The following is a 14,832-nucleotide window of genomic DNA, read 5'->3' as shown; positions in this document are numbered from 1 at the left end:
GGTGGAGAAAAAGAATTGTTCACAAGATCCGATTATATGATGTTGAAACCTGTGAAAAACAGCAATTTTCCTCACGCAATGGTATGAAATGGCTCTGCGGTGCTTTTGTCACTGCGTGGCTTGTGTAAAAAACAATTGATCAAAATATCACGTGTCGGCAAACGCCCGTCATTCAACAGATTTATTATGCGCAGTGTTTTTTTAACGGGGTTGATCTTGTGCGCTCAGGCTTTGCGGAAGGGATGATGGTTTTGACGAAAGATCAGCGTTATTTTCCAGCACCAGCAGACTATAAAGACTTACAATCTGCCGCTCAAAAAACGCAAAGTGAATTGTAGTCTAGCGAATTTGAACAGCCAAAAGAGTGAAGAAGAGACAATGGTACCTAATAATCCCATTGGCCCTTAAAGAATATGCGTAAATCAAGAAAACAAGTGAAATGTCAATATGGCTAATTTCCGGCCTTTTGACTGTATTTTGCATAAGTTCTGTAGAAATGGGTACACTCTCTTGCTTAATTATTAGTCATAGAATGTAATCTTGGCATGAGGTGGTGTTAGACGCAATACGAGTACGTCATAGAACCAAGGTAAATATATGCCGCTCAACTACGTGGTGGCTCCCATAATTACAAATGGTCTTCTAAGCGTTACTGTTTTGTCTTCTGCTAATTCTTACATGTAAAAAAAGAGAGTTTTTTTTATGATGAAAAAGCTTGCGTCATGCTCTGCCCTGTTTCAAGAATATCCCAAAGGAAGACGAACAGTGCGTGATTGATCGAATACTGATTTTAACAACTTTGCTTGCAAAAAACTTCTCAATATAAGCTCTTTAAAGTCATTGTGAAACGTCTTATCGCTCATATCAAGTTTCACACTCTTTAAACCATTATTACACCAAATTAAGGGAATGCTCTTTAGTTAATTGAACAAGGTATTATGTCTCTAAAACTTCTATAAAACACGATATTTTATACGGGGCAGATTAAAAATTTCTTGAATACTATCTAGAAATACTCTTTTAAGCTTAAAAATCAATATATTTAAGAAATGCCTTATATTTCCTGGGTTGCACAGTCGGTTTGTATCCAGGGAAGTGGAACTTTTTCCTTTCTGGCAGTTTTTTCATGAAAATGTTTATTCGTGGGTTTTCAAAATAAGAACTTGAGTGCTTCAGATGATAAACTGTATCAATAGAATTGTTTTTAAGATTGAAATTCTCATGATTGTAGAATGATAAGTTTTTAATCGAGGCATTGCAGAATTACGCACCACTTATAATACAATAAATTATTTATTTTGTCGTTTTTCATGATCTATAGATGCGATGCAAAGCAACGAAGATGGATAAATACAGTGTTGAGAAAGCAGATGACAGAAGAATTATCTTCCGATAAGTAGTTTTTAAGTAAAAAACAGTTTGATAAATGGCAAACATATAAACTAGGTGCAACATGAATGAACTTACCCATATTGATACTGTTATAGCGCATTATGATGCTGTTTTTTGCGATGTTTGGGGTGTTGTGCATAACGGTGTGCACGCATTTGAACCGGCTTTGAAAGTGTTACACAAAATCCGACAGATGGGAAAAAATGTCATTTTCTTGACCAATTCGCCTCGACCGCGGAAAGATGTTGTTGACCAATTACAAAGCATGAATATTCATAATGATTATTATGATGCCATTATTACTTCAGGCGATGTGACGCGCGATCTCATTCGTGCTGCACCGCGTAAAGTTTTTTTCATTGGGCAGCAACGTGATTTGGTTTTGTTTGAAGACTTAGACTGTGAATTGGTTGAAGAGTGGGAGGCGTCTGTAGTGGTTTGTAGTGGCTTTCTTGAAGGTCTTGACGAAACACCACACGCTTATGAGAATATGTTTCATCGTATGCGGGCGCGGAATTTACCGTTTATTTGTGCCAATCCCGATGTCATTGTACATTATGGAAACCAGGAATTTTGGTGCGCTGGTGCACTGGCACGTCTTTACCAACAATTAGGCGGTGAGGTGCGCATTGCCGGTAAACCTCATGCACCTATCTATGAGTGTGCTTTTGAAAAACTTCAAGAAATTCGTGGGACAGTGGAAAAAAGTCAGGTTTTAGCTATTGGCGATGGTCTTTTGACCGATGTAAAAGGTGCAATCCAGTTTGGTCTCGATGTCCTTTATATCATGGGAGGCATTCATCGTTATGATTATATGCAAAACGGTGTGGTGGATAAGCAAGCTTTGCACTCTTTTCTTCAACGTTATGGCTATAAGCCACAAGCAATCATGTGGGCACTTCAGTAATGTCTGATTTTGTGCGTTTTCAGGGGGCTCATATGCTGCCTTTGGATTGGCAAGGGGCAGTGTTGGCACTTGGAAATTTTGATGGTGTTCATTGTGGGCATCAGAAAGTACTCCAAAAAGCGCTTGATTTAGCACGCATGAAAAATAAGCTAGCTCTTGTTTTAACCTTTGAACCACATCCAAGAAGTTTTTTTCAAAGCTCAGCTCCTGTCGATCGCTTAACAGAGGCTGCTGAAAAGGCTGAAATTTTAAAAATCCTCGGGTTTAATGGAGTGATTGAACAGCCTTTTTATGCACATTTTTCTGCTCTTTCAGCGGATGAATTTATCAATGTGATTTTAAAAAAAGCCCTTGATGTTTCAGCTGTGGTAATCGGTGACAATTTTCAATTTGGTCATCAGAAGAGTGGAACTGCGCAACTTCTTTGTCAAAGGGGAGAAGAATGTGGATTTGAGGTCGTTAAAATTTCTTGCGTATGTAGCACACAAGATCAACAAAAGCGGATGATTTCCTCTAGTTTTATTCGTCAGCTTCTTTCACAAGCTCAGGTGGGAAAAGCAGCCCATTTGTTAGGTTATCATTATCGGGTTCGTTCAAATATTATCCAGGGCGAAAAACTTGGACGCCTTTTAGGTTTTCCTACCGCTAATCAGATATTACCTCCTCAAACTAGTTTGGCTCATGGTGTTTATGCTGTACGGTTGCGTCGTGCTAACGGTGTTTTGCATGATGGGGTTGCAAGTTTTGGTTGTCGTCCAACGGTTATTAAAGATGGAGCACCGCTTTTGGAAACCTATTTATTTGATTTTAACGACGACCTTTATGGAGAAAACTGCACTGTTTCTTTCTTACAGTTTTTACGAGGACAAGAAAAATTTGATGGACTTGAACCTCTAATTGCACAAATGCAACGTGATGAAAAAGCAGCAAAAGCAATTTTGATGACAGTACAACCATTGTCGCAGTTAGATCGGCTGCTCACTTTTAAAAATATGCCTTAAGTTGATTTGAAAAAGATATGAGAGCAGCAAAAAAAGCACTTAAACTGACTATGATTCCAAAAATATATTCTAAGACATCGTGAAATATATGAATTTTTCGTTGTTGGGAGGGGAAATAAATGTCTGAAGATCTGATTTCATCATTGTCTTACCTTTTGCTTTTTTTATAACCCTATGAAATTTTGCGGCTTTTATGATGGTTTAGAAGTTTACCGCTTGTTTTTTTCTGGTTTGTTAAGACAAGGGATTAAAGACGCGCTAAACGATAAAGATGCATCGAGCGTGTTCCGTAGTGACAATAGGCAAGAAGAGGTGTGGGGGCTGTTTTTAAAATTGTTTGCATAGTTTCAATATCTGATCTTTCTATGGTAGGAGGTACAATAGGAATGTGATAGGCTTTGATTCCATATTTGTGTGCTTCTGTTTTAATGATGGAAAAATCAGGTTGATGGGGGTCTTCTTGATCGGGGCGGTTGCAGATAATCGTTTTAAAGCCCATTTGTGCTAATTTTTTAATGTTTTCAACGCTGATTTGGGCACTGATGAAAATATCAGGTTCAATTTGTTGTAAGTTCATCCTTGTTCGTTCCCGATAGGGTATATCTTCAGACTGTTCTTTTGTTTGCTCTCCAAAAAGACCATTATAAAGATGAGGTTTTATAAGAGAATATCTTAACAGAAAGGCGCTATCTGTCTAGAAGAAAAGACCTGGTTGAAAAAAATATGACATGCGCTTAAGACATATTGTTCATTGTTCTATCTTATGATGTCTTGTCTTTCTGGTTTTAGTGGTTATGTCTGATATGTTGCATGAGTGGTTTGCGGCGGGCTGGCTTTTACGAAAGAACGGATTTTGTTGCTGCTGTTGAAACAAGAGAAAGGTTATTCGTTTCTAAAGATTCTTTTAATTTTCTTTGGGGGATGCTAAAAAAATAATGCGTTTACTAATTTTGGTATTGTTTTTTATATTCGCAACAACATTAGAAAGTGGGGTAAAAATTCTTATCCAAAAGGTTGTCAAGTGAGGGGACTATTAAGGAGCCAGGATCAGAAACTGCAGTTGATGTTTTTACAAGCAGCAAATCAACAAAACCAATACTGTCTGTCATCAAGGTTAAACAGCTTTAGGTGAATTTCTTTATGGAGCAGTTTATGAAAGAAAAGAAGCGATTAAAAGCGAAAAGGTACGAAAGCTGCTGCCAGAGGTAAAAGACTTTAAACATCATTGATAGCTGTGCAGGCAATGTTACCAACGCAAAGCTTACAAATCAAGCCATCGTCATATCATGCATAAAGCTATTATAATAACTTTGCTTCTTTGCACTGGGATTATTGCTGCTGGTTGCGAAAAAACTATGTTTAGAAAGATCAAAAGTTACTCAATAAATGGGAAAAGAAGTGTTCCTTAGAAAGAGGATCCGCGGCTCAAGATATTCTTTTGGGACACTAAAAATCACTCTTAAAACCTTGTAAATCAGAAAAATAGCAAGACAACCGTGCAATTATGAAAAATAAATTGTGACAGTATTGGTTTTTGTTCTGGATCAAGAAAGAGTGAATTTTGTTTTGAATATCCACGAAATAGACTTCAATAAATGGGAAATCTCTTATCTGTTGTGGAGGTTTTCTCTATTTTAGACGTAAAGAACAGCCTCTACGAGACAAAACAAGATTTGCGTCTAAAATATTAAGCACAAGGTGGTCTACACTCATCCACCGCATAAAAAGCCAACAAAGTTTAAGGTTTTTGTTGTGTTCTGCTTTTCAATAGAGAGTAGAAGATAAAAAGAATCACTCTGAGGAAGAGTGGTAATTCAAGGTAGAACGAAATAAACCTGATTGTTAAAAATGCATACAAAAAGCAAAAATTAACGTCGGAAGAGTTGGAAGCGACATTTGGAATTGGTAACGCGATTTATCAGCTTACTTAAAGTCTTTCTATGATCTTATGAGAATTTGAGACCCTCATTTGTGTGGTTCACGAAAAAACTAAGAGATTATGTTTAATGCATCTCTATTACAAGAGCTAGAACAACGAAAACATTGATGGTGACAATCAACGTTGAGTAAAGCATAGCGGTTTTTATTATATCGGCCATAAGAACCTCTTTCTGTTCTTTGTGGTATCAATTTTTTTAATAACGATATGTTACAGTCTGTAATATATGCTGATACAATATACTTGGCAAGCTTAAAATCTTTCTTTTTTATAAGGATTTGAAGCGCTTTAGCGCTGTAGGCTATAAAATAGAGTGAAACTTTGTTGTGCCTTTGTTTTTTCTGTATAGTCGTGTAACAAAAAGCTCTTTTTATACAAGTGTTCTGATTGATTTTACGCCATGACAAGATCGGCTAAAGCTGCTTTTTATGAAATGGTGGGTGCCAACGTCCGTCGTGGTGGAGAGGGACACAATCCTGACTACCATTTAAGGTTCCCAGGTATGGTTAAGTGGGAAAGGATGTGAAGCTTCCAAAATAACAAGGATATTGGCTTAAAAGCCGCCACCATTTAAAGAAAATGTAACAGCTCACTGGTTTCAAGAAGGGTCCCTGCGTTGAAGGTGTATCAAATAAGATTATAAATGATCATTGCAAGAGAAGAGCAGCGATGGAGCGCGATCCTGAATGTTGGGAGTCAAGGTAGATTTTTCGGCAGAAGCTTTCTTTTCGCAGAAGAAATTATTGTTCTTATGATTTCTTTTTTTGTTTAAGGAGCAAAAAAGCTATATCAAGAGCAAAGCTGTGGGTTATTTGGTGAGATGCGAGAGGGTTATCTTGCAAACAAAAGGATGAAAACGTCTCTATGGGAAGATTTGAAAATTTATGGATTGAAGGATTATAGAGGCTTTACGTTTTGTCAGGAACTCTTGAAAGGGTCAGAAAAATCCTATACTATAATATGTGCAAAGAAAAGCGAATGATAATTAAAAAGGGAAATCTGTGGCTGTTTAGCTATTTTTAGATAGCTTTTTTGATGTTGTCGTGTGGTTTGTTCAGAGAGTGTTTTTCTTGTGTTTTGTGTGAAATATTGTGCGTATGGAGAACAAAACATGTGAGAAGAATGAATCTTTCTGGATGAGTGTAATTTGATCGTATGTAATGCCAAATGACAGGCAGCGTTAGATGCATAGAAAGCCAGAAGCTATGGAGGGTAAAATACTGAAATCTTTTAAAAATCTCAATCTTTATATGTTACAAATTTTTGTTGAGCCTATCCGTTAACGCATGATCGTTTTTTGTCGAAGATCGGCAATTCGTGATATCTGCAGCACATTGGTGTAGAGATTTTTAGCGTTTTATAGAATTGGTATCGCACCAAGGGGGGGATTTGGAGCAAATAAGAAAAAATATATTTTATACGATAATTTGAAAATTGAACAGGTATACGCTTTTAAGGATCGTCGTGCTATTGTTGGTACAATATTCGCACAATGAACTCAATCGAGTGTACCAGCATTAAAGAAAGGTTGTTTAATCTTCTTCATTTGAGATCAAGATTGAACAATACTGTTGAAGGGGAAATAAAAATGTCTGTCGTGCAATATGGGGATGATAGTGTTGCATCAAAAGCAAAAGTCTTTGATAACGACCTTATCGATCGTGATTGGGCAATGACAAAATTTGTGGCTGCTGTTAAAGGGTTAGCACAAGTGATCGATTATGAAAGTAACATGCTAGAGAGCAGTGGTATTCCAGATTACGAAGAAATAAATTTATGTAAAACACGTGGCTTACGTGATCTTAATAAATCTATGAGCGATATAAAACGCTACATGAATGAAGATATTTCGAGTGAGGTCGAAAGCTTGTTATCAGATTTACAGGAAAAATTACGTCGTAATAGTGAATTGCTTCAAATTCATTTGGATGCAGTAAACGATCTTTCGCAAGATATACAAACCGCTGCTCGTACAAAAGAAGCGGATTGAACCTGTGATCCAATTTTGATTAATACCGGGCGTAAGTGATTACAATAATTGCCTGGGCGTGTGGATTTGTTTAGCAGCCTTGGGTATTTTAATCTCTTATGGCACGATTGATGCAATCTTGATTCTCACACTGCAAAAAATCTGCTCCTTAAGAGAGATTGATTTTTGATGGAGAGAAGGTGTGGGAATTTCTATTTGGGTTGATTGAAAAGAATTTTCCCTTTGAGAGAAACGCGGCGGGGCTGCTACGGAGAGAAGAGGGATTGCTCCTTCGTTTTTCAGGAGGAAGATGGCGGCTTCTTGCGTCGTGGGGGGGGGGAACGCCTCTTTTTTATGGGAGAGTGTCTTTCATATCTGCGTATTATAGAAAAAATTTACAAATGAACGACAGGAAGAGTGGGTGATGGGTGGTCTCTATGTTATCACATCGATGGTGGATGTCTTTTCTTATCTTATAAGATCATCCTTAAAAGTTTTTACGATAGTCCGTCACCTTTTGAAAATATTTTTCTCGTGATAAGATGGGTTTTAGATGATCCCAGATAAGATGCTTTGACAGCTGTTTACGTTGCAGCAATTTTGTATACTGTAACAGTGCAGCTTGCTTTATGCTGTCATATCAGTATAAACGCCTAGCGTACAAATCCAGTGACCATCGCATCGCATTGGGGTGCTAACATATGCAGTTCGATCTAAGAAATTCCTATTATGTATGGTTACAACACTGTAATTGCCTGGGCGTGTGTATTTGTTTAGCAGCCTTCTTAGCAAAATAGGTAATAAACTTTTGCAACCAATCTAATATTTTCATATCCAAATTATTGATAGATATCTCGTCATCTATAGAATACTTAGGCAGTATTGCCTTCTTCAGTGGTGATTATAGTTTGTGGCAATGCTCGCAAATACGTACCAACCATTGTTAATGGGATGGCCATAAAGACACAGCGCTTTTAAAAAAATTGTAAGACGATAAGCCCGTTTTCCTTTCCTCCCCATCATATATGTCTTAGAATTGTTGCTGTTACCTCATTAGAATATCAGTTGTTTCTTCTTGCCAATTAGGTAAATTAGAACGAAAACCATAGGGACATATCCCACAAGTCAAGTTGCTGTGATATGCCTTTTCTTTGAAAAGGGAACATGGCTGCAAATGAAAAGGAGAAAACAAATTTGGGAGAGAAAATGGGTTGGTTCAATCGCTCTCAGTGCTTTAGAGGATAAAGGCATGTGAAAATCTGTTGTAGCATTATGCTTTCCTTTCATACCTTCAGCAGGGATTGTCCGTAGATTCTCTTCAATTTGGTTTTCATGAAGATGACTCGAGGGATGAGTGTGAGCAACCATAAGGATGAGAAAACGTAAAAAAGCCAGATGTGTTGTTATTTTTGTTTTGCTCAGTGTCTGATAAAAAGCTGTGACATCTCTCCAATCTATCGCTAGTATGTTTTGCGTTTTATGACGTTGTTATTCCTCATGAAGTCCATACTTTTTATTATAGTGCCTTGAAACATTGTCCTTCAGGACGTTGATATACGGAACATTCATGCATATCAAAAATACAATGACGTTCATGTATGGTTTCAGTTTTCTTTTAAGTATATAAGAGTGAAGTTAAAGAGAATATTTAGGGCAGGATTTGCCCATAGAGCCTCTGAAGTAAACCGCATAAGTGGTCAGCAGGGAAATCCCCCGAAAGAAGCTAGACTGTTTACAGATTGGCGCTAGGGGGAACCATCGTCCTTTAGGGCGGGGAGGAGGTGAACTGTAAATCAACATCCACCTCTAAGGTAGCTGCATGTTTGATGTTAAGCAATTCAGTGCTTTCTTTTGTTACAGCTTTTGCCAGATGAGGACAAGGAGTATTTGTGGATATCTGTTTAGTTTATCTCTGAAATGGGAGGGCAGCCTCATTTGGGAAAAAGAGGAAGCTTCAAGGGTAAAAACCATAATTGTCTGATTGAAATACGGATTTGTGTCCGACCATAGCAAAAGAATCCACCGTTTCAGAGATGTTAGCTACCGATATTGAAGTGCTGATCAAATTACTGAGGGATGGTGGTGAAGATCTGAGCGTTTGATTATTGAGATCAGAGGTACCTACTTGTCTAAGTTAAGATAAAAAACAAAGCACAAGGAGATGTACATGATAATAAACTCTTCTTATGCAACAAAATACTCTTTCCTATATTTTTTCTCTTTGTTTTACTGGATGGTTATTTTGCACCAATTTGTGGTGCAATACCTTATTGTTTTGGATCTTGTTGGATGAGCTTTGCAAAGAGGTGCTCTGTCATATGTCCCGGGGGTGAAAAGGGTGAAGAGGTTCTTTGAGAGGGAAAGAAAAACAGGTTTCATATATACAAAAGGCAGCACAATGTGCTGCCTTTTTTAAAAGCCATAGTGTATTCCACCGGAAAAGTTAATTGCAGATATGCCAGCTTTTTGGAGCTTGTGTTGGTAATTAACATCAGCATGAAGGGCGATATTCTGAGAGAGTTGAGCATTCACACCAAAACCGCCTTCAAGGGAAGATCCCATAGAATCACGATGGAAAGTATCACCAATCTTTATCGTACCATTATCACTAAAAGCTTTGATGAAATTCACTTTACCATAGAAGGAAACAGCACGGTTTCTTTCAACAGGCATTACAGTTTGTATCAAACGTCCGCCAACACGTACCAGCCATTGATGAGGCTTGCCCATATTTACTTCAAAGCCATCAATATCTGAGAGTTTTTCAAACATGAGACGCTGATAAACAAACTGTGCTTGTGGTTCAAAGACCAACCCCTCAACACCGGTTCCCAATTTTTGGCTAACGGTGGCAGATGCACTCAATGTTTTTGTCTTATTCAGTTGCGTGGTAGTTCCGATGAAGGCGGTGGTGATATTTCCCTTGAGAGTTCCATAAGAAAAAAGCGTATCGAGATATATGCCATTGTTATGCTGGATGTTGCCGTATACGGTGAATGACCATTTATCAATGGTGCTTTTCTCAGCGCCTTCGATATCCTTAGGGGTAAAAGCTAGCTTTCCGTATGTCCCCAAAAGTCCAAGACTTGTGGTAATGTTTTGCTTTTCTAATCCTGCCAGTGCAATGCCTGCTTGCAATGCAGTATGCTGGACATCAGCACCATAACCATATTGTAGTGGATTACGGTTAGAAGATAATGTGATCTTATTGCCATAGGAGGATAAGAAGATCCCACTCTTTTTATGGCTTTCTGGTGCAAACAGTGCTGTTTGCATATCGTTTAACAATGCATTTTGATTGTTTACATCAGTGAATCCAGCGGAGAATAAAGCGTTGGGCATCACCAAATAGCTTGCTACTTGTGGCACAAGAGCTTTGATTTTTTCCTCACGATCAAGAGTGGCACTTTGCAAGCGGAAATCCCAAAAATTCTGCTCTTCTCCCACGAGGCTTTGCTCAAGACTCGCTTTGCCATGGCTGGATGTTGGTCCATAGGCATTCAGTGTATATTTATAAGGCAAACCGCCTATTGTGGCATAACCATTTGCTAATTTGAATGCATTTTCATTTGCTTTTCCAGAAACTTGAACGAGTGAAACACCACGCATATTCAAAGGGATGGTGTTCTCTATATTTGATGGCTCATTTTTTGAAAGGTTACTGAAATGAACTGTTGTGCTCCCTGATACATCGCCATGAACAAGAAGACGGTCTGTTTTTTGTTGGTCTTTTGGCAAACCATTACTCCATTCAGTATTAAAATAAATCCTTGCATCACCTGTCACAGTGTAGACTGTTTTTTCATTAAGGTCCCTATTGCTCTGTGGGTCAGAATATTCAGCCGTTTGCTCTCGTCCTACACTCAAGGTTTGATAATGGCCCTCCGTCAACACAGTTGGCGCATTAAACACGATGGCGCTATCGTTAAGATTAAGGACTGAAACACTAGAATGTGCTCGTTTATTAATGTCAAGGAGGACGTAGTTAAATAGACTACTACTATTATCTACTTCGTTTTGACTAATCTTTAAGTACCACTTACTGTTATTGCTCAGAGTAAAAACTGTTGTGTTCTTTTGTAATGTTTTTGCTCTTCCTTCCAAAATTGAATGGTCAGCAGTTAATGTAAGAGTGACAGGATCAATCTCTGTTTCATCGCTATTTTTCAATAACATATCAGAAAGAATTTCTGAATTTTTAAGTCTAATCTCAGCATTTGAGTACGGTCCCAGAATACCTATGCCGTCTCTCACAAGAAGTTTTGTATTGGTAAGAAATGCCTTATTAACAACTTCTTCGCCTTTATTTACATGGAAATCAAAGACCTTTCCAAAAACAATACCATAGCTTTCATGATTTCCTTTGACATGTACGATTGAATCTTCAAGATTGATTATACCGTTTGTAATTTCTAAACCTTTTATCAGGGTTTTTGTATCAATTTCTGTAGCATTAATGCGCCCACCTCTCGTTGCACTCAACCCTACAATTTCTGAGGCTATTATCGCTTCTGTAATTGTGGCGACTGATTGTGATCCACCAGCGATCACTGGATTATATCTATCGCGGATAACAACGTTATTAAAAGTCTCTTCTCCCTCTTTTACATAAACCTTGGGAATTTCACGAGGTGGTGTATTTGCATAAGCCGAACTTAAATAGGAGAAAATCAAAGATCCAGCAATTGTACATAATAAAAAATTTCTCTTATACATAGTACACCCTATATTGATATATCCTTCATGCATACTCCATCATCCTTGATGGTGCACGTACCAAGAAGGCTATTATATCATTATGTTTTTATTGTAAATATCAAAATGAGTTTTTATGCAGAGTTCTTTTATACTTTAAAAATTTGCTTCAGAAAATCTTTAAAAACGATAATGCAGACTAGTGGAAAAAAGGATTTCAGAAAACTTATTTTGATAAGATGTCAACAGAGTATCACCATGAATCATAATATTGGAAATTTTGAGATATTGCGCATTGATACCAAACTCGCCTTCAGTGAAAGTTTCTGCAGGATCAGGGGAAAAGTCATCGGCCAATTTGTATTTTTTTATCATCGCCAAAAGTTTTGAGGAGATTCACTTTTCCATAGAAGGAAAAGGAATGGTTGCTTTCAGCGGAAACAGTTTTGTTTAAATGTCCGCTAATTCGCGCTAACCATTGGTGAGGATTTTTCATATCGATTTCTAAGTTATCGGCATCTGAAAGGGTATCAAATGACAATTGTTGATACACAAGCTGTGCTTGTGGTTCAAACTCTGTCCCTGACCATACCTTTGGCAAATTGTTGTTAACGGTGGCCGAAGCGCTAAATGTTTTTGTATCATTCAATTTTGCAGTACTTTTGATGAGGGCAGTGGTAAGATCTTTGTTTAGCATACCACAGGATGGGATGTGAAGATATTGACAGATAACCCATTATTATTATGTTTTAGACTTCTGTAAGCTGTGAGGACCCGTTTATTGGGTCGGCATCCTCCATGTGCTTTGGGGTGAAGCAGTGTCGCTCATAGGTTCCTATAAGTCCCCAATGCATGGTGAAATTTTGGTTTTCTAGAGGGGCTAATGTGTCACTTGCTTGTCCAACAGCATAGCAAATATCAGCGCCATAACCCATGTCGGAGAGGACCATGGGTAGATGATAAGCTTGCTGTCTTCATAGATGGAGAGGAAGAAAGCGTTCTGTTTCTCAGGGTGTGTTGCTAACTTATCCCCCCAAAACACCTTCTCTGTCTCCTAATAAGACACCAGCGCGGGTTTCTGAATTGTTAAGATTGATTGTACCGATTGATAAATTTGTAACATTTTCAACGTTTTTTAGCAAGAACTGCAAGGAGAATTCTGGTGCCATTTTCCAGTAGCTTTGTATTGGTCAAATTGATTTCATTGTTTCGATGCTTTTGTAGTTTAGCTGAATCAGTAGTAGATAAACTCATAAATTGCAAGCCAGAAACCCCAGCTGTAGCAGAAACATCCATTAGATTAATATGCCTACCTGCTGTCCGCTACCGATAACAATGCAATTTTGTTTGCTTCTATTTTATTTCCCATTATACTCTGTAGTACTTTAGATTCGATATCGAAATCTGTGGGTTTTGAATTTTCATCAAGAGTGCCATTGACCATCTTAATTGTGTTCTATTGACTTTAGAAATACCAACATCAATGTTTTACTCTTTGACTGAATTTCAATACCAGGGTTCTCGGTCTATACTCCATTTTTTTCGTTTTCAGGATCAAAATTTTAGTTTCAGAACCGATTATTGTTAAATCTTCACTGACAATTTTTCATCTTCTCTTGTTCCAAGATCGTCAAAAGTATTGTTAATCGTTATCGTTCCATGCAGTTTAATCATGCTGCCAGAGTCAAATGTAATTGCACCGATTGCCTTACCATCTTTTGTAGTGAGAACAACATTTATGGCGTGAATCTGTCCGCTGTTTTCTGCTAACAATGCATGTTGTTTCCCCTATTACGCTTCCTCCCGTCATGGTAATCGTGGAATTTAAGCCATCTGGATATAGTCTATCACCATTAGAAGATGTTACGTAAGCTTGTTATTTAAAGTAATAGTACTGCTGTTGAGAGCGAACATTTTTCCATCAAAGGATCCTCCGGATATTATTACTTGAGAATCAGATTGTGTAACAATGCTGGTTTCTGCTTTATTATATGGTTACATCTTTCAAAGTAACTTGGCCTTTGTTGGCTTGTATTGCTATTTTCACTATATTTTCACATTTGTCAGGCTGATTCCTTTATCATTGGTGGTATCGAAAATAGCAGCAAATGTAGCTGCAATACAGCCTTTGGAAACAGATTGATCCACCATTCTCTGTGATAAGTGCTACATTAATCGGAGAATTCGTTTATCCGCTATAAATAACTGTATGTTCTAATAAAGTAATCACACTAACAAGGCTATCAGCTGTTACAGCAGCAAAAATATTCGCTTCATGCTCTTTGGGGGGGTGGTTTGTCTCTTCATTCCCGATTATCGTTAAATGCTTACCGGTGATTTTTCCACTGTCTTTAGCATAAATAATCTCATAAGTTGTGTCAGATACTTCTTTTGTTTCTCCAAAAATTTCAAGTTTTTCAGCACATGCACTGATATGGGCGTCAAACAGTATAATTGCTGCAACAAATGTCCATGAGAAAAGGGATTTTAGACACCAATATTCTCCTTATCTAGAAGTCCTCAATATTCATTTCCCAGCAAACTTTATAAGAAAAATAGAAAATGGATAGTTTTTTAGGTTTAGTAATTTACTTTTTGTTATCTGCAAAATTTAGGTTTGAGATATTATCTTTTACAGCTTTTTTTAAAAGAGTGAATATCTATTCAGCAAAGATATTGTAAGTGAATGATAGGTTGCTAAAAAACTTTCGTTGAAGGCGAGCATCTTCTTTGTCCATGTTTTTTGCGACTTGAGGAAAAAGAGAAGGAAAGGGGCAGGGCAAGTGAATAAGCAGAATTTGTAAGAAAGTTGTCTTAATTTTTTGAGCTCAAACGCATTTTATGTTTGTTCTAAAGAGCATTGATTGATGCTTCCTATATTTTTTCTCTTTGTTTTACTGGATGGTTATTTTGCACCAATTTGTGGTGC

8 protein-coding genes and 1 other annotated feature are annotated in these 14,832 nt (G+C 37.6%); of the genes, 3 read left to right on the top strand and 5 right to left on the bottom strand.

Going from position 1 to position 14,832, the window contains the following annotated elements:
- Window positions 1-1,453 precede the first annotated feature (1,453 nt).
- Window positions 1,454-2,299, top strand: a complete 846-nt coding sequence (locus MF1_RS05100; protein WP_014924385.1) for a TIGR01459 family HAD-type hydrolase — start codon at window positions 1,454-1,456, stop codon at window positions 2,297-2,299.
- A complete protein-coding gene (locus MF1_RS05095; protein WP_161510610.1) occupies window positions 2,299-3,300 on the top strand; it encodes a bifunctional riboflavin kinase/FAD synthetase in 1,002 nt (333 codons plus the stop codon). Before MF1_RS05100 ends, MF1_RS05095 begins: the two co-directional genes overlap by 1 nt.
- Before the next feature lie 247 nt (window positions 3,301-3,547).
- On the opposite strand, the gene MF1_RS05090 is transcribed toward MF1_RS05095, so the two are convergent.
- Window positions 3,548-3,877 carry a protein tyrosine phosphatase family protein gene (locus MF1_RS05090; protein ID WP_011179718.1) on the bottom strand — a complete coding sequence of 110 codons (330 nt, stop codon included), beginning with the start codon at window positions 3,875-3,877 and terminating at the stop codon, window positions 3,548-3,550.
- Between the two features lie 1,704 nt (window positions 3,878-5,581).
- Window positions 5,582-5,912, top strand: a sequence feature (23S ribosomal RNA rRNA prediction is too short).
- Between the two features lie 915 nt (window positions 5,913-6,827).
- Here MF1_RS05090 and MF1_RS05085 point away from each other — a divergent pair.
- Window positions 6,828-7,229: a hypothetical protein gene (locus MF1_RS05085; RefSeq protein WP_014924383.1), complete on the top strand. Its 402-nt coding sequence runs from the start codon at window positions 6,828-6,830 to the stop codon at window positions 7,227-7,229.
- A 2,391-nt stretch (window positions 7,230-9,620) separates the two neighbouring features.
- Here the strand turns inward: MF1_RS05085 and MF1_RS05080 are convergent.
- The 4 genes from MF1_RS05080 to MF1_RS05065 all read right to left on the bottom strand — a co-directional run bounded on the left by MF1_RS05080 (window position 9,621) and on the right by MF1_RS05065 (window position 13,676).
- The gene (locus MF1_RS05080; protein WP_161510609.1) at window positions 9,621-11,924 is read right to left on the bottom strand and encodes an autotransporter family protein; all 2,304 of its coding nucleotides are present in this window, start codon (window positions 11,922-11,924) and stop codon (window positions 9,621-9,623) included.
- Between the two features lie 325 nt (window positions 11,925-12,249).
- Window positions 12,250-12,552, bottom strand: coding sequence for an autotransporter domain-containing protein (locus MF1_RS05075; protein WP_161510608.1), 303 nt, complete (start codon window positions 12,550-12,552; stop codon window positions 12,250-12,252).
- 376 nt (window positions 12,553-12,928) lie between these two features.
- Window positions 12,929-13,072, bottom strand: a complete 144-nt coding sequence (locus MF1_RS05070; RefSeq protein WP_161510607.1) for a hypothetical protein — start codon at window positions 13,070-13,072, stop codon at window positions 12,929-12,931.
- Between the two features lie 415 nt (window positions 13,073-13,487).
- Window positions 13,488-13,676, bottom strand: a complete 189-nt coding sequence (locus tag MF1_RS05065; protein ID WP_161510606.1) for a hypothetical protein — start codon at window positions 13,674-13,676, stop codon at window positions 13,488-13,490.
- Between the last annotated feature and the right edge of the window lie 1,156 nt (window positions 13,677-14,832).

The sequence above is a fragment of the Bartonella quintana genome (assembly GCF_009936175.1).
GTDB classification, from domain to species: Bacteria; Pseudomonadota; Alphaproteobacteria; order Rhizobiales; family Rhizobiaceae; genus Bartonella; species Bartonella quintana.
The sequence above is the reverse complement of the archived record's forward strand: the minus strand, read 5'-3'. Positions and strand labels throughout refer to the sequence as shown.

Bases quoted from the DNA above. Each gene is read 5' to 3' on its own strand.
- MF1_RS05090 (WP_011179718.1), bottom strand. From the start codon at position 3,877: ATGAACTTACAACAAATTGAACCTGATATTTTCATCAGTGCCCAAATC.
- MF1_RS05080 (WP_161510609.1), bottom strand. From the start codon at position 11,924: ATGTATAAGAGAAATTTTTTATTATGTACAATTGCTGGATCTTTGATT.
- MF1_RS05100 (WP_014924385.1), top strand. From the start codon at position 1,454: ATGAATGAACTTACCCATATTGATACTGTTATAGCGCATTATGATGCT.
- MF1_RS05070 (WP_161510607.1), bottom strand. From the start codon at position 13,072: ATGGCACCAGAATTCTCCTTGCAGTTCTTGCTAAAAAACGTTGAAAAT.
- MF1_RS05095 (WP_161510610.1), top strand. From the start codon at position 2,299: ATGTCTGATTTTGTGCGTTTTCAGGGGGCTCATATGCTGCCTTTGGAT.
- MF1_RS05085 (WP_014924383.1), top strand. From the start codon at position 6,828: ATGTCTGTCGTGCAATATGGGGATGATAGTGTTGCATCAAAAGCAAAA.